This window comes from Cylindrospermum sp. FACHB-282 (assembly GCF_014697195.1).
GTDB lineage: Bacteria > Cyanobacteriota > Cyanobacteriia > Cyanobacteriales > Nostocaceae > Cylindrospermum.
In genome coordinates this window covers 1-21,801 of record NZ_JACJRJ010000055.1, presented here as the reverse complement: position 1 = coordinate 21,801, position 21,801 = coordinate 1, and the positions used below count along the sequence as shown (strand labels likewise).

At 40.5% G+C, this 21,801-nt stretch carries 22 protein-coding genes and 2 tRNA genes; 10 read left to right on the top strand and 14 right to left on the bottom strand.

What is annotated here, in order from left to right; all coding sequences use genetic code 11:
• Nucleotides 1-21: 21 nt before the first annotated feature.
• The 7 genes from H6G32_RS27330 to murA all read right to left on the bottom strand — a co-directional run bounded on the left by H6G32_RS27330 (nt 22) and on the right by murA (nt 7,967).
• Nucleotides 22-1,308 (bottom strand): lipopolysaccharide biosynthesis protein, encoded by a 1,287-nt coding sequence (locus H6G32_RS27330; protein ID WP_190462271.1) that lies wholly within the window; start codon nt 1,306-1,308, stop codon nt 22-24.
• A 152-nt stretch (nt 1,309-1,460) separates the two neighbouring features.
• The gene (locus H6G32_RS22340) at nt 1,461-2,258 is read right to left on the bottom strand and encodes a WecB/TagA/CpsF family glycosyltransferase (protein WP_190462270.1); all 798 of its coding nucleotides are present in this window, start codon (nt 2,256-2,258) and stop codon (nt 1,461-1,463) included.
• Between the two features lie 1,292 nt (nt 2,259-3,550).
• Nucleotides 3,551-3,634 (bottom strand) — tRNA-Leu (locus H6G32_RS22335).
• A 130-nt stretch (nt 3,635-3,764) separates the two neighbouring features.
• Nucleotides 3,765-4,886 carry an alpha-hydroxy acid oxidase gene (locus H6G32_RS22330; RefSeq protein WP_190462268.1) on the bottom strand — a complete coding sequence of 374 codons (1,122 nt, stop codon included), beginning with the start codon at nt 4,884-4,886 and terminating at the stop codon, nt 3,765-3,767.
• A gap of 3 nt (nt 4,887-4,889) precedes the next feature.
• A complete protein-coding gene (locus H6G32_RS22325) occupies nt 4,890-5,765 on the bottom strand; it encodes a M48 family metallopeptidase (RefSeq protein ID WP_190462265.1) in 876 nt (291 codons plus the stop codon).
• A gap of 208 nt (nt 5,766-5,973) precedes the next feature.
• Nucleotides 5,974-6,345 (bottom strand): hypothetical protein, encoded by a 372-nt coding sequence (locus H6G32_RS22320; protein ID WP_190462263.1) that lies wholly within the window; start codon nt 6,343-6,345, stop codon nt 5,974-5,976.
• Between the two features lie 248 nt (nt 6,346-6,593).
• A complete protein-coding gene (gene murA / locus H6G32_RS22315; protein ID WP_190462302.1) occupies nt 6,594-7,967 on the bottom strand; it encodes a UDP-N-acetylglucosamine 1-carboxyvinyltransferase in 1,374 nt (457 codons plus the stop codon).
• A gap of 405 nt (nt 7,968-8,372) precedes the next feature.
• On the opposite strand from murA, the gene H6G32_RS22310 reads away from it, so the two are divergent.
• A tRNA-Leu gene (locus H6G32_RS22310) sits at nt 8,373-8,454 on the top strand.
• Nucleotides 8,455-8,508: 54 nt separating this feature from the next.
• A complete protein-coding gene (locus H6G32_RS22305) occupies nt 8,509-9,288 on the top strand; it encodes a TrmH family RNA methyltransferase (RefSeq protein WP_190462261.1) in 780 nt (259 codons plus the stop codon).
• Between the two features lie 25 nt (nt 9,289-9,313).
• Here the strand turns inward: H6G32_RS22305 and H6G32_RS22300 are convergent, their stop codons facing one another.
• The gene (locus tag H6G32_RS22300; protein ID WP_242046693.1) at nt 9,314-9,589 is read right to left on the bottom strand and encodes a hypothetical protein; all 276 of its coding nucleotides are present in this window, start codon (nt 9,587-9,589) and stop codon (nt 9,314-9,316) included.
• Nucleotides 9,590-9,682: 93 nt separating this feature from the next.
• The gene (locus H6G32_RS22295; protein WP_309232623.1) at nt 9,683-9,907 is read right to left on the bottom strand and encodes a hypothetical protein; all 225 of its coding nucleotides are present in this window, start codon (nt 9,905-9,907) and stop codon (nt 9,683-9,685) included.
• An 804-nt stretch (nt 9,908-10,711) separates the two neighbouring features.
• Here H6G32_RS22295 and H6G32_RS22290 point away from each other — a divergent pair.
• Nucleotides 10,712-11,158, top strand: coding sequence for a hypothetical protein (locus tag H6G32_RS22290; protein ID WP_190462259.1), 447 nt, complete (start codon nt 10,712-10,714; stop codon nt 11,156-11,158).
• Nucleotides 11,159-11,728: 570 nt separating this feature from the next.
• Nucleotides 11,729-14,032, top strand: coding sequence for a hypothetical protein (locus H6G32_RS22285; RefSeq protein WP_190462257.1), 2,304 nt, complete (start codon nt 11,729-11,731; stop codon nt 14,030-14,032).
• An 80-nt stretch (nt 14,033-14,112) separates the two neighbouring features.
• On the opposite strand, the gene H6G32_RS22280 is transcribed toward H6G32_RS22285, so the two are convergent.
• The 3 genes from H6G32_RS22280 to H6G32_RS22270 all read right to left on the bottom strand — a co-directional run bounded on the left by H6G32_RS22280 (nt 14,113) and on the right by H6G32_RS22270 (nt 16,231).
• Nucleotides 14,113-14,712 (bottom strand): J domain-containing protein, encoded by a 600-nt coding sequence (locus H6G32_RS22280; RefSeq protein ID WP_190462255.1) that lies wholly within the window; start codon nt 14,710-14,712, stop codon nt 14,113-14,115.
• A 189-nt stretch (nt 14,713-14,901) separates the two neighbouring features.
• On the bottom strand, nt 14,902-15,495 hold the full coding sequence (locus H6G32_RS22275) for an ATP-dependent Clp protease proteolytic subunit (protein ID WP_190462253.1): 594 nt from the start codon (nt 15,493-15,495) through the stop codon (nt 14,902-14,904).
• A 73-nt stretch (nt 15,496-15,568) separates the two neighbouring features.
• Nucleotides 15,569-16,231, bottom strand: a complete 663-nt coding sequence (locus H6G32_RS22270) for an ATP-dependent Clp protease proteolytic subunit (protein ID WP_190462251.1) — start codon at nt 16,229-16,231, stop codon at nt 15,569-15,571.
• Nucleotides 16,232-16,469: 238 nt separating this feature from the next.
• Between H6G32_RS22270 and H6G32_RS22265 the strand changes: the two genes are divergently transcribed.
• The 6 genes from H6G32_RS22265 to gloA2 all read left to right on the top strand — a co-directional run bounded on the left by H6G32_RS22265 (nt 16,470) and on the right by gloA2 (nt 21,287).
• Nucleotides 16,470-17,726, top strand: coding sequence for a vWA domain-containing protein (locus H6G32_RS22265; protein WP_190462249.1), 1,257 nt, complete (start codon nt 16,470-16,472; stop codon nt 17,724-17,726).
• A complete protein-coding gene (locus H6G32_RS22260; RefSeq protein WP_190462247.1) occupies nt 17,723-19,003 on the top strand; it encodes a vWA domain-containing protein in 1,281 nt (426 codons plus the stop codon). The genes H6G32_RS22265 and H6G32_RS22260 overlap by 4 nt, the downstream gene beginning before the upstream one ends.
• Nucleotides 19,004-19,270: 267 nt before the next feature.
• On the top strand, nt 19,271-19,957 hold the full coding sequence (locus tag H6G32_RS22255; protein ID WP_190462245.1) for a hypothetical protein: 687 nt from the start codon (nt 19,271-19,273) through the stop codon (nt 19,955-19,957).
• Nucleotides 19,958-19,966: 9 nt separating this feature from the next.
• The gene (locus H6G32_RS22250) at nt 19,967-20,470 is read left to right on the top strand and encodes a hypothetical protein (protein ID WP_190462242.1); all 504 of its coding nucleotides are present in this window, start codon (nt 19,967-19,969) and stop codon (nt 20,468-20,470) included.
• On the top strand, nt 20,467-20,892 hold the full coding sequence (locus H6G32_RS22245) for a HEPN domain-containing protein (protein WP_190462240.1): 426 nt from the start codon (nt 20,467-20,469) through the stop codon (nt 20,890-20,892). The genes H6G32_RS22250 and H6G32_RS22245 overlap by 4 nt, the downstream gene beginning before the upstream one ends.
• A gap of 8 nt (nt 20,893-20,900) precedes the next feature.
• Complete coding sequence (gloA2, locus tag H6G32_RS22240; protein ID WP_190462238.1) at nt 20,901-21,287, top strand: SMU1112c/YaeR family gloxylase I-like metalloprotein; 387 nt, start codon at nt 20,901-20,903, stop codon at nt 21,285-21,287.
• 18 nt (nt 21,288-21,305) lie between these two features.
• On the opposite strand, the gene H6G32_RS22235 is transcribed toward gloA2, so the two are convergent.
• Nucleotides 21,306-21,605, bottom strand: a complete 300-nt coding sequence (locus H6G32_RS22235; protein WP_190462236.1) for a hypothetical protein — start codon at nt 21,603-21,605, stop codon at nt 21,306-21,308.
• Between the two features lie 117 nt (nt 21,606-21,722).
• Nucleotides 21,723-21,801, bottom strand: a 79-nt coding sequence (locus tag H6G32_RS27475; protein WP_190462299.1) for a transposase, incomplete at its 5' end; no start/stop codon positions are given.

The following is a 21,801-nucleotide window of genomic DNA, read 5'->3' as shown; positions in this document are numbered from 1 at the left end:
CAATTCAACCCCACTTAAATATTATTTCTTTAAATCGGATGTACTTTTTGTTTTATCAATTTGGATTTTTTGTATTTGTAAAACATTAATAAATATGCGGAAGAAGGCTGCCAAAATACTGGAAATTCCAGCACCAAATGCACCCATTTGGACAATTAAAGGTATGCCAATCAACAATGAAGAAGTGACGCTACCCATCTGACCGATAAAAGCAGACTTAGTTTTTTCTAAGCCACCTAATATACCTGATGGTATTTGTGATAGATACAGTAGTGTATAGGCTAATACGAATAGACGCAAAACATTGTCTAAGTTCAGGTATGGAGAATTTGAACCATACATTAACTCAAGTACTTGTCTAGGGAATAAACCTAATAACCCGAAGAATGGAAACAAGAGCAGTCCACCTTGAATAGTGTATTTTAAAGCAACCTGCTTGACTGCTTTCATCCCGCCATCTAGATTGGCCTTGGCTACTGATGGTACCACTAGATTGTTGGTGCTGACGATAACTGGGTTACTAGCACCTAAGATATTGATTACTGCCTGAACTGCGGCTGTTTCTCCAGTCCCGTGATATATTGCCAGAATCCAAGGTGTAGCATGAATATTGGCGATCGCCGTTATGCTACCTAATAAGTTCCATTTTCCTAGATTCCAAGATACTCTTGCAGTATTCCACAAGCTTTGACTGTCTATACTTTTCAGTTGCAATTGCAAACTTTGGACTAATGCTGCTAGTGCTGATGTCAAAGCAATGACAAAAAATGTACTCTCTATTGAGAGCCATCCTTTTTGTGCCAGAAACAAAACTAACATTGCCTGCCCGACGTAACTCAACCCATCTCCCCATACTGCTTCGGAGTATCGCAGATGTGACATCAGAGCCCGACGAACAGTTTCTTGCATCTGCCAAAATAAAAGGGCAGCAACAGCTAAGGGAACAACATGAGATTTGCCTATTGCCAAGGCTGAACCCAATACTCCAATACTACAAATTAATGCTAATAAACTTGTAAATACTAAATAATTTGCACTTAATTTACGTAGTTCGGCTATATCAGCTACAGACCCTTTCACAGAAAGGGGATAGACAATTATGCTTGTATGGATACTATTTAGGAAGATGATGACTCCATAAATCAGCAGGTAATTACCGTAATCAACCTGAGGCAAATTACGAGCAAGTAAAATGTTGGTGAAAAAGTTACCTAAACTCACAATACCTTGGTCAGTTAAGCTCCAAATAGCTTTACTTTGCCTCAGAGTACGAGCGCGCCCTACTATTCCTTTTAGGGAAGGAATCACTTATGCCTCCATCTGAGATTTACGGCATGGCTCTCACATAGCATGTGTCTTAAGCCTTTAATGCTCTTGCATTTTCCCACAATTCCAGATTTCCTATGCTTTTAAAAGAGGTTATGAGCTCCCCCTCTGAAGATAGCTACCAGACAAATGCTTTAATCTCCACTCTCATTAAGGAAGACCTCTCCAAGACGACTTGATGACAGTAGCTGTTTAGTCGCTAGCCAAATAAAAGGTGGTATTGTTTTGATATAACGACCCCAAAGTCGCCGCGGTTCTTGAATCCAACGATAGAGCCATTCTAGTCCTATGTCTCTAATTATACGAGGTGCTCGCTTCTGAATTCCTGCATAGACTGGGAAAACTCCGCCCAAGCCAATCATTACTGCCTGAATTTTACCGTTATGCTGATCCATCCATTTTTCTTGTTTGGGACACCCCAAAGATACCAACACTATACCAGCGCCACTAGAGTTAATTTTTTGAATCAGAGCTTCATCTTCGGATTCTGTCAGGGGACGAAAGGGTAAGGGTTCCATTGCCGCAATTTGCAACTGAGGAAATTCTTCCTCTAACCTTTTTCTCATTTGAGAGAGAATCTCTATTTGAGAACCCAAACAGAAAACGCTGACGTTTTTTGTTTGAGCTAGCTGGCACAATGCTAAGAAAATATCCATTCCGGCAACACGATCTTGGTAACGTGCTCCCATTTGCCGCATCATCCAAACTAGGGGCATACCGTCAGGAGTTACTATATCTGCATTTCTTAATACGTTGGCGAAGTCTGGATTCCAATGAGCCTCCATGAGCATATGTACGTTCGCTACACATACCGTTTTACTCTCACGTATGCTTGCCCAATTCAATATTGTTTGAATCTGATCGTCAAAGCGCAAAGCAGTGATAGGAAAATCCAGCACTTTTTGAGTAGGTAGAAGCACCCTTCCCCGCATAACCGACTCCTTGTGTCCAACAAAAAAATCTATAGACTATCTAGAAAGTGTCAAAATACTGCAACAGCAAGGGTGGATTGCTCCTGAATTTCTTCGTTAGACTTGTGTCTTTGTCGGAAGTTAATACAAGAGATACAATATTTGCCTCAGTATTTTTAAACTTTTTAGCGACGTAAGAATTATTTGCTACTTTACATTAGTTTAGTAATTTCACCAAGAGATTCTCTAGGGTGACATCAAAATTCATACTTACTTCATAATTTATTTTTATTTGTTCATATAATCATTACAATTATGATAGTATCTCTACCTAATTAAGTGTTAATTATTACATTTATTTGAACTTCTACTTAGGCAAAATGAAATTCCAGAAATTGCAATCTGGTAATTTTTGATGCGTATGCATCAGTAGGCAATCAAAAAGTTGATTTGTTTGAAAGTTCTATAGATTTACAACTTTGCAGATAATGATTTACTTAAAAGCTATTAATCAAGGTAACAAATACTACGTATTTTTAATGCGTTACTCTAAAACATCCAAGTTTGGTTTTTGCCCTCAGCGAAAAGCCAAAAAATAGGGGGAAGATGAAAGTTTCTTCCCCCTGTCTATTGTTTTTATTGTTATCGGGTTTTCGGATGTCCTTAAGTCTTTGCCGCAGCATCTGCTTTTGCTTTTTGAGTTGTCGCTTTCTTGCAGAGCCACTTCTGCCTTTATCATTTCTGCCTTCTCGTCGGGGAGATTCCCATCTTTTGAGTCTCATGGTTTTCCATCTTCCTTAAATTGGAAGTTCCTCTTGTGTAAGACTTACGAAATCAAGATTTGATTATTACTATCTTACTAAACAATGATTGTTATTTTACAAGTATAAAATGAATCATAGCCGATATTTATATAATTGTCAACTGGAGCTAACTTGAGTTCAGACTGGGTTAAAAAAGCTTCAAAAACAGGCTAAACCAGAATCCAAGGAAACTTAAAAGGGTGCATCAGGAATGGAAACTATTGAATCTCGCCTGAATTTTAGGACTGCTGCAAATATCGAGGAACCTCTTGGGAAAATTTCTGCTTCCAGAGGAGAGGAAGTGAGTATGAAGGGTGGAAGACGATTTGAAGCGGACTTTTATTTATCTTAATGACATAGAGGATTTCTACGGCTGATGGGAACGGTGGTGGCAACAAGTAACACAGCTACAGATCATGACTGGAACTCGTCGCTGCCAATCTATGATTTATATGAGCGAGTTAATCACTTCTACTAGCTATATTTGGCTATTATTAAAGATGTTAATAGTGGGCAGGAGGAGAATCGAACTCCTATGACCGCAAGGTCGCCACATTTTGAGTGTGGTGCGTCTACCAATTTCGCCACCCGCCCTTGGGTGCAACTTTTCTATTATACGCTATTTTTTGATTTTGCAACAAGTATTTATAAAAAAATATTTGCAATACAAATGTATTATGGAGTTGAGCTTTTAGGCTTTCTCGGTTAGTTGTGTCTGCCAAATTTAGAGATGGAGAGAGTTGACTAAGCTAGGGTCAATATCTTGTAGTTGGGCATAGCCACTGAGTGCCATTGCCACATTTAACTCATTTTGCAGCAGGGAGATGAGATGAGATACCCCTGGTTGTCCGGCTACTGCTAGTCCCCACAAAACAGGTCGCCCAATCAATACGGCTTTTGCGCCTAGTGCTAAGGCTTTGAGAATATCTGTACCCCGGCGAATACCTCCATCTAATAATACTTCTGCTGTTCCATCTACTGCTGCTACTATTTCTGGTAGGGCATCTAGAGAGGCGATCGCACTATCTAGTTGTCTGCCACCATGATTGGAAACTACAATTGCTTTAGCACCGTATTCCACCGCACGCACAGCGTCATCTCCCCGTAAAATCCCTTTAAGTACCAAAGGTAATGGAGATAAAGACTGCAACCATTCCAAATCGCGCCATGTTACTGCTGAGTTTAGCTGCTGGGCAAAATAGGTAAATAACCCAGATTCGCCTTTTTCATGGGGAATATCTAGCTCTGAGATATTGATCAGATTCGCGGGATGCAGCCCCGGTGGTAGGGTAAACTCATTGCGCTGATCTCGCTCCCGTTGTCCGAGGACAGGGGCATCTACGGTTAAACAAAGTGCTTTGTAGCCTGCGGTATAAGCTCTTTCGACTAGAGAACGAGTTAATCCCCGGTCTTTGTGGATATAAAGTTGAAACCATTGCAAGGCATTTGGCAATTTTTCGCGGACTACTGCGACTTGTTCAATGCTTTTGGTGGATAATGTACTTAACACCATGCCTACACCTGCTAAGGCCGCAGCTTGGGCGGTGGCAATTTCTCCCTCTGGATGAGCGAGACATTGAAAAGCCATTGGTGCAATTAATAAGGGTAGTTGTAGGGGTTGCCCTAAAATTTCGGTAGTCAAATTGCGATCGCTCACATCCACTAGCATACGTGGTCGGAGTTTAATTCGCCCAAAGGCTGCACGATTGTCCTGTAATGTGACTTCATCCCCTGCACCACTGCTGTAGTAATCAAAGGACATTTGAGACAGATGCTCTTTTGCTAGCTGTTCGTACTCAAATAAGTTAATGGGTTGAATGTGGCTGTTGTAGGATGCATCTGTCATGGTCTACCAATTTCGCCATCCGCCTTTGGGTGCAACTTGACTAGTATATTTCTGTCCGTGAGTTTGCAACAAGGTTTGATATTCTTGACTGCTAGACCAACGGTCAATTTCTCTTGCTCGTAGTACTGGCACTGGGTGGGTTAATTGGGCTGTGCGGGCGGTTTTGACCATTTCACCCAGTTCGGTTTTGCTAATATCGTCGTAAGCGCGAGCTTGGTCAATAAAGGCATCAAGGTTTAGTTGTGGTGCTAAGGTGGGGGAACCTCCTGCAAGCTTCATTAACACTGACATTACAGCTTTGGGGTTTTGGGTGGCTAGCAATGCGGCGCGATCGCAGGTAAACTCAGCACAACGTACCCATTCTAAAAGTTGTGCCTGTATCGTTTGGGCAAGTATAGCGCCAATATTGGGCACAATTCCCGCAGCTAAGACTAGTAAATTTACAGGTGTTAAGTAAACGCTGTGATCACACTTGAGATGCCCCAATTCATGAGCAATAACTGCCTGTATTTCCTCATGTGTGAGGATTTCAATTAGGGAAGTATGTATCACCACAAAAGGCTGCTTACCCCGCATCGCAAAGGTGTAAGCGTTGGGGGCTGGATGTTGTCGAACGTATAACTGGGGCGGTTCAATATCGAGAATTTTGCAAGCGTCTAACAGCAGTTGGTGTAAATCGGGAAGTTGTTTTTCCCCTACCAAAATGCTGGAGGCGATATTTTCTACATAAAAAACCTGTTCAGCCATTGGCCCTAGCCAATTTCGCACCATCATGTCTAAGCCTGGTATCTGCTTGAGTGTTTTGGTTGCTTCTAAGTCTAGAGGATGGCGAAATGAGTCTGCTTTTAAACCAATTAACGGGCTTTTGAATAAAGACATGATATGGCAAGCTCTGAAAAATTCAACTCCCACAGCTAGTATAGCGATTATGTAGGGTTGGTAATGGCTAATTGGTAATTGGTAATTGGTAATTACTTTTTACCATTAGCCAGGGCAAATGAAATTCGCGGCTACTAGGCAAAAACTAAGAAGCTCTTGCGGTGTGAAAGCTGAAACTGCCTGATAATCAAGGTTAGAGGTGCTAATGCTATCGAACTATCTGCATTTTTGTGATCGCAGTTACTAGCTGTGTTTTGCCGCAGGGTTCGATACTTTGGCAATCATTAAATTTTTCTTTTTTATAAGTTAACCGTACTTTTTTATTTAAGAAAGTTTTTTCTTTTTCGCAAATTTCAAATATTGCGTATACAGATTGATATTTTTTGCCTTTAGTATCTACTAAATCGACATAGCAAGCGAGATCGCCATTTGTCATACTTGTGACTTTGGCAATGGTAGGTAATTTTGATCTCTGTGCTTGAACGACAGTAGGGTTAGTAATAAAACCAATAGTTGCTGAGGTCAGAACTGAGACGGATAAGCCCCAGATTGACAAGTGGGGGATTTTTTGAAACTGCATATTTTGTTAATAAGAATTTAAAATTTACATCTAGTCTACCACAGCTTTTATTTTGTGAATTTATGAAGTTTTTTAAACTAAATTTCAGTTAGATCAATTTTTGTTTTTTGCATTAACTCAAATTTGTTTAAATATCAAGTAAGTTAATGGCGAAAGTTACAAATCAGCTTTTTAATCAGCAGGTGAAAGCGATCGCCATTAAGAAACTAAATACCACCATAGAAGGAGGTCGATAAAATCCTCTAACTCTATAATGAAACCGATGCTGGGGGAGTTCTTGCAAGTAATTCTGCATCTGTTGATGCTTCAGTCACGCGCAGAATTTTAGCTCCCAATTGCTGTAACTTCATATCCAGGCGATCATAGCCACGATCTAAGTGGTTCAATCCTTGAATTGTGGTTTTTCCTTCTGCTGCTAGTCCTGCTAAAACTAACGCGGCTGATGCCCGTAAGTCTGTGCCTAAAACTGGCGCTCCTGACAACATTGGTACTCCTCGAACAAAAGCAGCATTGCCTTTGACGCGAATATCTGCCCCCAAGCGATTTAACTCAGAAGCATGACGCAAGCGATTTTCAAAGACTGACTCGTTAATCAGACTATCCCCTTCTGCCAATGTCAGCAAAGCCATGAATGGTGCTTGCATATCCGTGGGGAAACCTGGATGGGGCAAGGTTTCTATATCCGTAGCTCTGAGAACTTTTGCTGGCAGGACGCGTAAACAATCAGTCCCTTCTTCGATGATTGATACGCCAATATCTCGCAACTTGGCAATCACGGGGATTAAATGGTCTGGAACTACTGGGGACAGGGTAATTTCTGAGCGGGTGATGGCTCCAGCGACTAAAAAAGTTCCCGTCTCAATGCGATCAGGAATAATTGAGTAGTCGATAGAATGCAACTTAGGAACGCCAACGATGGTAATCGTACTTGTCCCTGCACCTTGAATTTTGGCTCCCATCGCGTTACAGAAATTCGCCAAATCGGTTACTTCTGGTTCCCGTGCGGCATTTTCGAGGATGGTTTCCCCATCTGCTAGGGTAGCAGCCATCATCAAGGTTTCTGTTGCTCCCACGCTGGGGCTGTCCAAGTAAATCTTGGCTCCTTTTAACCGACCAGTGACGCCAGGAACATAGGCATTACAAATACCATGTTCAATCTGCACTTCCGCTCCCATTGCTTGCAGTCCCCTGACATGCAAATCAACCGGTCTGGCGCCGATAGCACAACCGCCTGGTAACGGCATTTGCGCTACTCCTAGTCTGGCCAGAATTGGGCCAATAGCAAAAAAGCTGGCCCGCAATTGGGTAACTAGTTCGTAGGGTGCTTTTGATGTGGTAATTTCACTGGCATTGATATCTAAAATATCGCTGTGTCGTGTTAGGCGCACACCCAAAGCCAATAGAACCTGGCTCATGCGCTCTACATCCGCTAATAGGGGAACATTGCGGATGCGACAATCTCCCGAACAAAGCAAAGCTCCAGCCATGATTACCAGTGCTGAATTTTTTGCCCCGCTAATTCTTACATGACCTCGCAAAGGATGCCCACCCCATATTTGCAAGACTGAGGAGTCTGCTTCGGGTGATGACTTGGCATCTGGTAAGCTGCTAGAAGAATTAATAAGCCTACCTCCAAAAAAAAGTACGTAATATTAAAGGTTTGAAGTTGGTTTTGATTCTACAGTAAAGAATCCGTTTGTCTACATTTTGCTGCTATAGATTGGAGCAATAAATTTTCTGTTCGCCGATAATTGATGGCTGAAAATAAATACTAGCAACCTTTTTGGACATTTGTAATTTCTCACCAAGAAGAACACCCCAATATAAACTTTGAGCAAAACTCAATACTCAGTGACAGTACAGCTATGTTTCCTGAATACTGGGGATTGGCGACTCTTGACTGGGCATTGGGAAATCCAGCTGATCTCCAACTAAATTACTAGCTCGTGAAACAACTATAGCTATGGACTTGACAAAATGAAATTATTACGCAATAATTAGAAATTGTCGATAAGAAATAAATGCCAGCGGAACTGGCGGAATTGGCAGACGCGCTAGATTCAGGTTCTAGTGCCGCAAGGCTTCCGGGTTCAAGTCCCGGGTTCCGCATATCAATTTTGGATTTTGGATTGATCTAAAATCCAAAATCTAAAATATAAAATTGTGTTGACAAGTTTACAAAATACCCTAGTTAAGCAAATTCGCAAACTGCACTCCACCAAGGAGCGCCACAAGCAAGAGCTATTTTTGTTGGAAGGAACGCACCTGTTAGAGGAAGCTTTGGCGGTGAATTACCCGCTGGCTGTGGTGTGTTGTACCTCCCAATGGCAAGCAGATCACCCGGTGTTATGGCAGGAAGCCTGTAGTCGGTGCGATCGCACAGAAATTGTCAGTGAGGAAGTTTTAGCGGCGATGGCGACGACTGTGCAACCAGATGGTGTGGTGGCGGCGGCAAAAAGAAGCGATCGCCAAACACAAGTACCTTTTACTGGTTTAGTCCTAGCTTTGGAAACTGTCCAAGATCCGGGCAACTTGGGGACGATAATTCGCACTGCTGTAGCTGCTGGCGCATCGGGGTTATGGCTGAAGGATGGTGTAGATTTAGATAATCCGAAGGTGTTACGTGCCTCTGCGGGGCAGTGGTTCCGCTTAGGGATGGCGGTGACTGAAGATTTAAAAGCTACAGTCGAACAAAGTCAGCAGGCGGGAATGCAGGTAGTGGCAACTTTGGCGAGTGCAAATTTAACTTATTGGCAAGTAGACTGGCGAAAACCAAGTTTGATTTTACTGGGGAATGAAGGTGCTGGTTTGTCGGCAGATTTAGTCAGAATGGCTGATAAGCAAGTCAAAATTCCCCTCAGTCCCGGCGTAGAGTCCTTGAATGTGGCGATCGCAGCGGCTTTAATGTTATATGAAGCGCAGCGGCAAATGATTGATCAGTGATAAATTAAAATTTATCTTTTGACGCTTATTTTTTTTTTGTTTTTTCTTCTAGATATTTTTCGATATCAGCAGCTGCATCCTCAAAAGCTGCTAGATCAATCAGCCCCAAGTTTTCACACAATTCTTGATCACTGGCATTACCACTGTGCAAGCCTGGTGTTACTTCATCCTCAGCCGGATTCTCTTGTAAAATACTCTCCAACTCATCCAGAGCTTTCTGAAACTCTTGAGCAGCGGCGCGGCGCTGATGATCCTGATTTTGCTCCATAATCTTGACTAGAGAACTCTGATGTAGTTGCATAACCTTAATTGCAGTTGCTAACGCTGGAAATTTTATTTCTTGAGCAGAATAGCTGTAGCTACCTGCCCCGAAAGGGTTACTGCTGTCTCAACTTTACACACTAACAAGCCTGACTGCAAAGTCAACCAATGTGACAGTGAAACTTAGCTGCTGTCTAGAGGCGATAAAGCAGACGAAGACTTCACAAGCTACAGCGACTGCTACAATTACCAAGTTGCGCCCTAGGAGATAGTCGCAGACATCATCATTGCTAAGTGACGGTAAGCGATCAATTTGGTTCCAGATAATCTCAGCATAATGTAAAGTTAAACCAATCACGCTGCTATCGACTAGGACAGCTTCACATTCTAGGTAATGGCGCGTAGCTCATCCCACCATTGGCATTTACCTAATACTTGTCCTCGCTTGATTGGCTGGGTAGCTTGGTTTAACTAGGAGCAGCCTCCGATGAATCCGCAGCAGCATTCATGGACAAGTAATACCAGGCATTGAACTGCTTCATTATTTTCTGCCAATTTTTTATTTGCATAAAAACCTCATCAACAGCTGATAAGTCCTTAGGAAGGGCTATTTGTTGCTACCTTACCAAGGGTCTGATAAACCAAAGCGACCAACCTAAGCAAACTCACTCTTGACTGCTACCTTAGTTCAATATTTTTTTTAATCTCAAACCGCTCAATTGCCAGTGGTTAATTTCACATACTAAAAATAAAAATTTATCATGTTGAAAAATAATTAATATGCCTCCATCTTTGGGACTTTGCTGATGATATGGATAAGTTTTATACTTTATAAATTAAAGATTTAATAACATTTCAGTAGAGAATATTGGCTCAGATTACCACCAGACAAGGGTTTTAGCAGACAGCAAAGCAATTTAACAACATAATAGTTGAAACTGAAGACTTAAATTATAAAAGGATCAACTATAAATTTTTCTTTTAAAGAAGAATATTTAAATCATAAGTTTTAAACAAATAAATAGCCCATTTATTCGCTAAAAATATATCTATTAAGACTTAATAAATCCAGTTAAGTAGCTTTTACGCTTTGTGCCTTTGCAAACAAAATATTGTCTGCTACAATCGTAATTGTACAGGGACATAAGAACAATTAAAAACCATGAAGTTAAATACAAAGGTAGTCATTGCCTTAATTGCTGCTTCTGCCAGCGTTATTGGCTTTAGTTCTGTAGCCTCTGCTGGTGAGGGTGGTGTTGCAGCGTCTTCATCATTCACACTTAATGGCTATGGCGGAGTGACTGGTGGCGCTACTGCCGCAGCTGTGGGTAAAAACGATGCAGCCGCTACAGCCAGTAATTACCAGGGACTCAACACAGCTTCTGCTCTAGGAAGTGCTGGAGCTATCTATCTTAATACTAGTACCAGCACTGGCTACAACTACTACGACCCCTACTACGGCTACTACGACCCCTACTACGGCTCCAACGCATCTACCTATACCAGTATTAGTGGTAGTGTAGATTACAATCCCTACCAATCGCAAAATAATGGTATTTCAAGCTACAGCAGCAGCCCTGTTGGAAGTTTTGGTACTTACGGATACTAAGCTTAGTAACCGTTTCTTAGTTCAGAGTACTGAGCTACACTTATCTACTTGAGCGCAAGTAGAAAAATAAAAAGTGATTAGGAGGTAAAGAATGCGGCCCATTTATCATCATTTGTCATAACTGATAATGGTTTAGCATAATTACCAACCTAACCCCAGTCTGTTTATCTGTTAGAGACACAGTTAGTGTTGTGTCTCTAACTTACTATAGCAATAAATAATATAGTATTTCAACAACTAAATATTATCAACGGAGTTATAGAAAAACAGTATCAGTAATCACTATTTTTCTACGTTAGCCGTGAATTACTGCTTACAAGCAAATTTAGCCAAAAATAGCCTTAGAATCTGACTTTTTACAGTGAATCTTGAAGTTGTATTCCTGATGGTTCTGTTGCGAGAACTACTAAAGATTTAATTTTATCAGTTGCTATATTCCAGAATCAATGGCAGGAACTGTGCTTGTACTATGATTCTGGCTGTAAAACGCTTTGTTTGAGTTTATACATAATGATGTAACTTAGCATTGATCAAAGTAATTTTGCAACTATTACACTATTATTATAATTCATGATTCATGCCAGCAGAAATTTGAAGGTTGTATTTGGATTATTTGTTAGTTTCACAGAAATCTATTTTGCTAAAACCGCTGATGCTCAAATAAAGGTAGTGGATTTAGAGCAAAAAAATACTATAAATTCAAATATATGTACTTCTACGGAAAATAGCCAACCTGAATTTATCAAGGTAGCGAATTTAGAAGAAAATAATATAACATTATCAAATGTTTGCACTCTTGCCAACATAGAAGGAGAAGATCCTAATTCCCAACAGCTAGAACCACAACTTGGCGTCGAAGAACTGGAACGAAACCAGATATCCCCTCCTAATTCTCAGCAGCTAGAACCACAACTTGGCGTCGAAGAACTGGAACCAAAAGACACATCTCCTATCAAAAAACATTCTTCAGTCAATCCAAATTACTTTATTCCCCCTAGAATTGTTCCCGATAGAATGATTCGTCCGTTAACAACTACTATACCACTGAATGGCATAGTGATTAACCACTTAACCAAAGGGCAAATTGTTGAAGGGGGGAGCTTTAGTGATAATCAAAATACTAATCTTGATGTTAATGCACTTGTCAAGTTCAACAGTCAAATTGAGGAAAGTTTGACAAAAACTAATATTATCACTATCAATCAAACAGGAGATTACTTACAATTGCAAACAGTGAGAAAATCTAGAGGAACTATTGTTACTACTAAAGAACCACGGACTTTATTAGGTACACATCTACAAATTAGCCTGACTGCATCCTGTCTTAATTCTCAGAACCCAGGAGATATATGTACATATACACCTGGTTTAAAAATTGATCGTTATGACCCTGATACACTACTAGCAACCCGCTTTTCCCAAACTTCAAATTTTGGGGATCTGGTAACACCAGAATCACTAGCAGCAATGAGCGAACCGGGTTTTCAAAGTGGAGCAAATGGGCAAGAAATTGGTATAGATCAATTCTACCCCAACATAGGTTCGTTAAGTGGTAATAGTTATGGGGTTAAAACCTCTATCTCTAGAAAAGAGGAAATTGAAAATACACCTGCAGTAATTTATTCTCAAGTTAGACAAGTTTTGAGAGTTAATGACCGTGAAGCTGTTATTGGCCGTACTGTGCGCGGGTCTGCATTTATCTTAAATGACGAGAATACTTTAATTAATACAGCCTTGCAACTGGGGTCTAAATTGTTGCCAGATGCCGTTCCTAGTATTGCGGAGTCACCTCTTCGAGTGCAATCAAAGGTGAACAATAATTTATTCTTTGCTGCTAATAATGTACGGCTACCTGCTAATAGTTTTACTTTTTATCATGCAGGGATTGGACGATCTCGAAATCTACCTCCAAGAGCCACCAATCTGAACCAAGTTCCTCCTGCTAATTTTAATGGTATCTGGCTGGGTGCGTCCCCTATAATCAAACGCACTTCCAGTGTTATTAAGACTCGTTATGAACAGATTGGTTCTCGGATAGATATAGGCTCAGGTAGTGGAGAAGGGGGAAGGGGATCTAATGTAAGTTATCTTTCAATTGTCAACGGTCAAGCTTTTTCTACAGCAACTTTGGAAAATTTTTACACTCAAGTTTATCTAAATAATTTTTCCCAAGACGCTAACTATGTAACCACGAGCAAAGCTCAAGAAGAAACAAATTATGTGCCGCATATTAGCTTCACTGGCAATATTACAGGTACACAAGATGTTTTCAGATATTATGCTGGTGTCTTAGGGGTAGAAGAAATAAAAGCTTATGGTGGTGCAGATTTTACCAAAAATTCTTTAAATGGGTGGACTTTTTCTGGAGGTTTTATCGCCTATACTAACCCGGATGTCGACTACCGTACTACAGTAACAGGTAGTGTCAGCAAACAAATTCCCTTTAATACTAATGCCAATTTGGTTCTATCCACTGGGGTTAATTATGCGTTTGGTATAAAAACCTCCAGAAATGATTTTATAAATTCATTTAAAGTAGGTGCACAAGTAAATTTAGGAAATTTATGGTTTGGTATAAATAATACTTTTGGTGATGTTTTACCGGATTCAATTGATAATACTCTGACCACAAATTTTGGTATTATATTCAACAAAAATTTTACATTTACAGCATATTATTCTCCAATAAATGATAATTCTACTCTCTCCCGATATGGAAGTGGAGTTACTTTTAAACTAGGGAGAAATCAGAATAGTTCAATATTAACTCTGTCTTGGAGTAATAATGAGTATAACTATGGTCTAGATAGTTCTGGAAATGAATTAGGGACAAATGAGAATGTGTTTTCGGTATTTTTGAGAACTAATTTGTGAAGTAGGGGCACTCCCCTAAAACAAGCTCTTGTATTTATTCAAATTTAATGAGAAGACAAGAAGACTGTTAGTATATTTATTTAAAAAATTTGCTCTAATCGCTGGAAATCGCGCTGTACTTCTTGCCACAGAGTCTTGTTATTGGGGTCTGTCTTCAGGGCTTTTTTGAGATAAATTCTAGCTTTGGGCAGCTGGTTGTCGCCGATTAGCGCCCTTCCCCAGATTTGATAGGCGATCGCTTGCCACTGGCGTACTTCTGCGTCTATTGGTAAACGTGCCGCTAGAGCTTCGACTAGAGCGATCGCTTGGGGAAACTGTTTGTCTTGCAAAAACCGCTGCAACTGTTCATAAGTCTTCCACTTGAGCCGCTCTTCTATTTCCAATAGATTTGGCGGCTGTGGTATGACTGTTGTTGGTGCTGGTGGCTCCGGGGGGGTGACTTTAATTTCATCAGATATTGAGGATTTACCTGAATGCCGGGCTTTCTTGTCTGGCAATACTACCGTCTGCAAGAGTTTGTAAGCCTCTGTCAAGGCAATAAATTTTTCTTTAGCTTTTATATCATCTGGGTTGAGATCGGGATGATATTGTTGCACCAGTCGTCGATAAGACGCTTTGATTTCGACAAAAGAGGCCCCCGACCTTAAGCCCAATAAACGGTAGCAATCTCCGAGATCCATCTTCAGCTATCAAAAGCACGAATATTCAGTTAGTCAGATATCAGCTTAACCTTAAACTCTTAATGATAAAGAATAATTTCATGATTGCAAGTTCACACTTGAGAGTTTATCTTGAGAGCGATGGATGAGAGGGAGATGGGAGTTTCATTAAAGTTATCCTATTCTCCCTCCCAGTTGACAGCTAAAATGTTACGGGCGTTCTTCAATCACACGGTCAATCAAACCGTATTCTTTAGCCTCTTGGGCAGACATGAAAAAGTCGCGATCCATGTCTTTTTCAATCTTGGCTATAACTTGACCAGTGTTGTCAGCATAAATCTGATTGAGCTGGTGACGAATTCGTAAAATCTCTCTAGCTTCAATTTCAATATCACTTGCTTGCCCACGGGTGCCACCAGAAGGTTGGTGAATCATAATCCGCGAGTGGGGCAAAGCCATGCGTTTGCCTTTGGTGCCAGCTGATAGCAGGAAAGATCCCATGGAAGCAGCTAAACCGACACAAATTGTTACCACATCAGATTTGATGTGTTGCATGGTGTCATAAATTGCCAAGCCAGAGGTGACCATCCCACCGGGGGAGTTGATGTATAAAAAGATATCTTTACCTGGATCATCTGAATCCAGATACAGCAAGACAGCAATAATTTGGTTGGCAATTTCGTCATCAATATCTCTACCCAGGAAAATAATTCTCTCCCGGTAAAGGCGATCGTAGATGCTAATCCAATCTGTATACTGACCACCGGGCATCCGGTAAGGGACTTTAGGAACGCCTATAGGCATTTTTGCTACTCCGTTTGTAATTAATTGGGGATGGGAGCAATTTCTGAACTCAGCACCCAGAACTCAGGACTCATTAGAGTACGCTGGCAGGGAGTGGGGGATTGGCGAGTTCTTCTTTTTCAAAGACTCGATCAATCAAACCGTACTCCTTAGCTTGGTAGGGAGTCATGTATAACAGACGATCCATGTCTTTGATAATTTTTTCTCTTGCCTGTCCGGTGGTACGAGACAAAATATCAACTATTGACGCTTTGTTTACCAAAACTTCCTTCGCCCGAATTTGAATATCCGTTGCTTGTCCTTGGGCGTAGCTCTTGGGCTGGTGCAGGATAATGGAGGAGTTGGGCAAACTGGCGCGGCAGCCTGGTGTACCTGCACTTAGAAGCATCGCTGCCATACCCATCGCCGAACCGACACAAATGGTGTGGATGGGGGGCTTAATGTATTTCATTGTGTCAAAGATGGCAAAGGCTTCAGTTTCAAAGCCTATAGGTTCGCCACTGTAACCGGAGGTGCCGGTGGAGTTGATATAGATTTTAATGGGTTTTTCGGGATCGTCGGATTGTAAATATAGCAATTCGGCGACGATCAATTCCGTGACAGCAGGTACCAGTGGCATCCCAAGATAGACGATTCTCTCCTTCAACAATAGGGAAGGTAAATCTGGCGGCGGTGTCCGGTAAAAGTTATCGCCGTAGTAGGGGGCTTGAACAGCCTTGATGGGGGAAATGTCCATAGCAACTGATCGCCTGAAAATATGCCGTTAACTGTAATACATCCTAGCGCGATGGTAGCCCTCTTTAAGGTGTGGATTTCTCCCTAATGGTCAAGAGGGCTGGATATCTACCAATGGTTGGCTACTAAGATATTCTGAATATGTTAGAGGATCTCTGTGGGCTAGGTTTTCCGTAGCGCTGAGGTGACGTTTTGAAGTTATGAATAAATATGTATTTCCTAGATAGGAACTTTGGGTTATGAAGGTCAACTTGCAGCCTGCCCTGAATGATGCTAATTTGGACGCGCAGCAACAGAACAGTCAACGTCAGTTAGCAATTTCGATTTCGGCAGTTGGCGAAAATCAGGATCGCCATGTTCCCCTGAATTTATGTTTAATTCTTGATCATAGTGGCTCTATGGGGGGGCGACCGCTAGAAACTGTCAAAAAAGCGGCAACTCTCTTGGTTGACCGACTCAATCCTGAAGATCGTCTCAGTATTGTAGTTTTTGATCACCGTGCTAAAGTCTTAGTTCCCAATCAATTGATCGAAAATCCAGAACACATCAAACAGCAAATTAACCGTTTGGCTGCTGATGGTGGGACGGCGATTGATGAAGGTTTGCGTTTGGGCATTGAGGAGTTAGCAAAGGGGAAAAAAGAAAGAATTTCTCAAGCTTTTTTGTTAACTGATGGAGAAAATGAACATGGTGATAATGATCGCTGTTTGAAATTTGCCCAATTGGCTGCTAGCTATAATTTGACTTTGAATACTTTAGGTTTTGGTGACAATTGGAACCAAGATATTTTAGAAAAAATAGCTGATGCTGGTCTGGGTACATTGTCTTATATTCAAAAACCTGATCAGGCGGTGGTGGAATTTAGCCGTCTGTTTAACCGAATGCAAACGGTGGCATTGACTAATGCTTATCTGCTATTTTCCCTGATGCCGAATGTGCGGCTAGCGGAACTCAAACCGATTGCCCAAGTGTCCCCCGACACAATTGAGTTACCAGTCCAATCAGAAGCTGATGGGCGCTTGGCGGTGCGCTTGGGAGATTTGATGAAGGATGCAGAACGGGTGATTTTAGCTAATATTTATTTGGGACAGTTGCCAAAAGGTAAACAAGCGATCGCCAATCTGCAAGTCCGCTACGATGACCCTACCCTCAACCAATTCGGGTTATTTACCCCCAACATCCCAATTTATGCGAATGTGGCGGAGGTTTACCAACCCGCACTTGATCGCCAGGTGCAACAGTCTATTTTGGCCTTAGCCAAGTATCGCCAAACTCAGTTAGCTGAGGCGAAATTGCAACAAGGCGATCGCGCTGGTGCAGCGACAATGCTGCAAACTGCGGCTAAAACTGCTTTGCAAATGGGAGATACGAGTGCAGCAACGGTGTTGCAAACGAACGCCACCCAGTTGCAATCTGGTGGAGAACTTTCCGAAGCAGACCGCAAGAAAACCAGGATTGTCTCCAAAACTGTGTTGCAAGATACTCCTCCTAAATGAAAGTTCAATTGTTATCGGCACTAAATGACACTAATGTTGACGTGGGACAATTGAGTAGCCAACGTCAACTAGCAATTTCAATTTCGGCGATTGCCGGTGAATTTGACCAAAATTTGCCGCTGAATTTATGCTTGATTCTCGATCAGAGTGGTTCCATGCATGGGACAGCAATCAAAACCGTAATTCAGGCAGTTGAGCAATTATTCGATCAGTTGAAAGCCGGCGATCGCCTCTCAGTTGTTGCTTTTGCTGCTAAGGCTGAAGTCATTATCCCCAACCAAATCGTCCAAGACCCCGAAAGCATCAAATCCCAACTGCACAATAAGCTGAAAGCTGCCGGCGGTACGGTAATTGCCGAAGGTTTGTCTTTGGGAATTACAGAACTGCTCAAAGGTACAAAAGGCGCTGTTTCTCAAGGGTTTCTCCTCACCGATGGTCATGGTGATGGCGGTTTGCGGATTTGGAAGTGGGAAATCGGGCCAGATGACAATAAGCGCTGTCTGGAACTTGCCCAAAAGGCTACTAAGGTTAACCTCACCATCAACACTCTGGGATTTGGTAATGACTGGAATCAGGATTTGCTAGAAAAAATTGCTGATGCTGGTGGGGGTACTCTCGCCCATATTGAACGCCCAGAACAAGCTGTAGAGCAATTTAGCCGTCTGTTTCGGCGCATTCAGTCTGTGGGGTTAACCAATGCCTACCTGCTGTTGTCTCTGGTGCCGAATGTCCGGCTAGCGGAACTGAAACCCATTGCCCAAGTATCCCCAGATACAATTGAGTTGCCTGTGGAAGCAGAAGCTAATGGTGGCTTTGCTGTGCGCTTGGGAGATTTGATGAAAGATGTAGAACGGGTAGTTTTAGCGAATATTTATTTGGGAAATCTGCCATTTGGCAAACAGGTAATTGGGCATTTGCAAATCCGCTACGATGATCCGGGGGTGAATCAACAAGGCTTACTTTCTCCGATGATTCCGGTCTATGCCAATGTTACTAAGGTTTACCAACCTGCTGTTAATCCCCAGGTGCAACAGTCTATTTTGGTATTAGCTAAGTATCGCCAAACTCAGTTAGCTGAGGCGAAATTGCAACAAGGCGATCGCGCAGGTGCAGCAACAATGTTGCAAACTGCTGCCAAAACTGCTTTGCAAATCGGTGATACGGGTGCTGCGACGGTGTTACAAACGAACGCCACCCGGTTGCAAGCTGGTGAAGAGTTATCGGCAAGCGATCGTAAAAAAACTCGAATTGCATCAAAAACAGTGTTACACCAATAACCGTAGGGTAGGCCGAAAAGCCTGCCCTTCAGAATGTAAAACAATGAGGGGTTTTGATGGTATTCTAAATATAGAATAGTATGTAGTTTATAAAAAGTAATCTCTTTGCCTGTACTTATTTATCGAGGTAAGTATGCTCCTTGGTATAATCTACAATATCTATTGTATGTAATTTATTTGTTATCAGCTTTGAAATATTAAGCAAAAATGAGAAAAACTTGTTTAATTTGTTAATTTGCAAGAACCAAGATATTAACTTTAACGGAAATGAAGAAGCTAACAATTCCACAACAATACCAATTAGGTATTACTTCTTTCATAAAAATTGATGAAAATCTATTTAATAAATTACTCAATTCCTTAACAGAAGCCTATCCCTTTATAAGCTTAGATAGCTTAGTATTGGAAATTTCTCCCAAAGTAGAAGAAATTGATATTAATGATTTACAAGAAATTTTAAGAGCTATTCGTTCGATTTACTCTCTACTTACTGAAGAAAATCTTAAAAAAAGCGAAATAGTTGAAGGTTTCAGTGATGCTATATCAAATGATGATGCATTTTTATCTTTGTCAGATGAAGAATTATCAAATTTTAAACATAGGCTGAATAAATTATTAGCAATTGATGGCTCAATTACTATTTCTTCTAAAGCTAGAGGCTTGCTGCAAGAGTATGATCATATATTTTTAAAATCACGCATTGTTACAGACGTAAGACCTATTTTCAAATCAGAAATAAAAGAAGGAATAGCTGGAGCCTTAGTAGTTCATACATTAAAAATTGAATATCAAGATGCAAGTGGTTTGAGAGAATTTTATGTGACCTTAGATTCAAATGATGTACAAAACTTACAATCACAAATTTCTGAATCTCTAGTAGAGTCAGATGTTATTCAATCTATGCTAAATAAAGCAAATGTTCTGTATCTAGATCCTAATTTCAATTCAAAGTAAGGAAGAAAAATGATCGCTGAAGAATCAAAAATTCTAAATTTAGAAAAGCACAACAAAAAACTGCCAGATGTTAATTTCTTTAGTCAACGACAAGTTAGTCAACCACAAGAGTTTTCTACAGATAGGTTTATAGAACATAAAAAAAAATCTCTCATAAAAGAGCAGATAGAAGATATCAGACCATCTGATATCTTACGCAAAATTTCCCAAATCTACACAATAGAAGACACTTTTGTTGTAGGAAGGTTTTTGCACAAGCATTCAACCCTCATAGATGTGCTGCTAGAGGCTCATCCACAAATTAGAAAGTATTTTCCATTAGAGAAGTTAAGATTAAAATTGTATGTTGACCCTGAATCTCCTCAATGGGAGAAATTAGTGCTTTCTATTTGTGCTACTCCAGAATCTGTGGATGAAGCTTTAAATAAGCTAGATGAGTTTGATCAGGAATGGTGGATAGATGCTTCACTGGGAGTTGCTGTAAATCTTTGTATTAATTTGGATTTTGAATGAAATTCGACTGGTCAAGTTATTTAGAGGTGGCACAAACTCTATATGATGAAGTAATTAGTCCCTCAAGTCAAGCAAGTGCATCGATTAATGAAGCAAAAATACGCTCTTGTATCAGTAGAGCGTATTATTCAGCTTTTTGTTTAACTAGAAATTACTTACGAGATATTGAGGGATATAATAATTTAAGAACTCTTAAGGTTGCTGTACATGACTATGTAATTCAAGAATTCTTAAACAAGACAGAACGTGATCTTAGAAATTTAGGGGAAACTTTAGAGCGTTTGCGACTATTGAGAGTTGAAGTTGACTATAAAGATCATATAGCTCCTAATCTTCTCATTTCTAAGGCAAAACTAGCTATTAAGGATGCTAAAAACGTCGTGCAGTTATTAGATAAGCTTACCAGTAGTCAAAAATCATAGGAATTTTTATGAAAATTTCTGGTATTCATCATGTAGCTATTATTTGTTCTGACTATGAACACTCAAAAAAGTTTTATGTGGAAGTTTTAGGTTTTGATATTATTCATGAGACATTTCGCGCCGAGAGAAATTCTTATAAATTAGATTTAAGAGTGGGAGACAATACCCAAATTGAGTTATTTTCTTTCCCCAATCCTCCCAAGAGAGTCAATAATCCAGAAGCTTGTGGTTTAAGGCATTTGGCTTTTGCAGTGGATGATATCGAGCAAACTGTTGTTTATTTAAACTCGCACAATATCGAAGTAGAAAGTATCAGAATTGATGAAATAACAGGTAAGAAATTTACTTTTTTTAAAGACCCAGATAATTTGCCCTTAGAAATTTATGAATACTAACTAAATCATTATTTTTCATTATTTTGCTCCATAAAACAATGGGTACAAGGTTTTTTCCTCCTCATCCTCCGAATCATTATTTCTTTCTAGCACATAACGTCTATAGCAATGACGACATTCGACAAAATTCCAAACGTAACGTACTGCTTCTTCTCGTACTCCTAATTCAATAACTTCTATTAAATTTCCTTCTTCATCAAAAATAGGGTCTTGATCACTATCCGAATAAGTTCTTTCATGTTTTATCGAGTCTTTTCCATGATTAACTTTGAATTCAACAGAAGTATCTGGAGTTAAGGAAGTCAACATACGACGCATATTATCATTTTTTTGGCAAGAAGGATGTTGACATCTATGCTTTAGTTTAGTTATTTGACTTCCATCTGATACTAAATCAAATTGGCTCTTCAGTACTTGTTATGCCAAAATAATAAGCTAAACCCAATTTAATAAACATCTAACTCTAAAGTTTTCAAAATTTCTAAATCCATAACCAGAACGTTTAATCAGCTTA

Coding starts and splice junctions, on each gene's coding strand:
- H6G32_RS22245 (WP_190462240.1), top strand. CDS start 20,467: ATGAAATTCGACTGGTCAAGTTATTTAGAGGTGGCACAAACTCTATAT.
- H6G32_RS22330 (WP_190462268.1), bottom strand. CDS start 4,886: ATGACAGATGCATCCTACAACAGCCACATTCAACCCATTAACTTATTT.
- H6G32_RS22235 (WP_190462236.1), bottom strand. CDS start 21,605: ATGCGTCGTATGTTGACTTCCTTAACTCCAGATACTTCTGTTGAATTC.
- H6G32_RS22265 (WP_190462249.1), top strand. CDS start 16,470: ATGAAGGTCAACTTGCAGCCTGCCCTGAATGATGCTAATTTGGACGCG.
- H6G32_RS22280 (WP_190462255.1), bottom strand. CDS start 14,712: ATGGATCTCGGAGATTGCTACCGTTTATTGGGCTTAAGGTCGGGGGCC.
- H6G32_RS22250 (WP_190462242.1), top strand. CDS start 19,967: ATGATCGCTGAAGAATCAAAAATTCTAAATTTAGAAAAGCACAACAAA.
- H6G32_RS22270 (WP_190462251.1), bottom strand. CDS start 16,231: ATGGACATTTCCCCCATCAAGGCTGTTCAAGCCCCCTACTACGGCGAT.
- gloA2 (WP_190462238.1), top strand. CDS start 20,901: ATGAAAATTTCTGGTATTCATCATGTAGCTATTATTTGTTCTGACTAT.
- H6G32_RS22340 (WP_190462270.1), bottom strand. CDS start 2,258: ATGCGGGGAAGGGTGCTTCTACCTACTCAAAAAGTGCTGGATTTTCCT.
- H6G32_RS22260 (WP_190462247.1), top strand. CDS start 17,723: ATGAAAGTTCAATTGTTATCGGCACTAAATGACACTAATGTTGACGTG.
- H6G32_RS22275 (WP_190462253.1), bottom strand. CDS start 15,495: ATGCCTATAGGCGTTCCTAAAGTCCCTTACCGGATGCCCGGTGGTCAG.
- H6G32_RS22325 (WP_190462265.1), bottom strand. CDS start 5,765: ATGTCTTTATTCAAAAGCCCGTTAATTGGTTTAAAAGCAGACTCATTT.
- H6G32_RS22320 (WP_190462263.1), bottom strand. CDS start 6,345: ATGCAGTTTCAAAAAATCCCCCACTTGTCAATCTGGGGCTTATCCGTC.
- H6G32_RS22255 (WP_190462245.1), top strand. CDS start 19,271: ATGAAGAAGCTAACAATTCCACAACAATACCAATTAGGTATTACTTCT.
- H6G32_RS22290 (WP_190462259.1), top strand. CDS start 10,712: ATGAAGTTAAATACAAAGGTAGTCATTGCCTTAATTGCTGCTTCTGCC.
- H6G32_RS22285 (WP_190462257.1), top strand. CDS start 11,729: ATGATTCATGCCAGCAGAAATTTGAAGGTTGTATTTGGATTATTTGTT.
- H6G32_RS22300 (WP_242046693.1), bottom strand. CDS start 9,589: ATGCAACTACATCAGAGTTCTCTAGTCAAGATTATGGAGCAAAATCAG.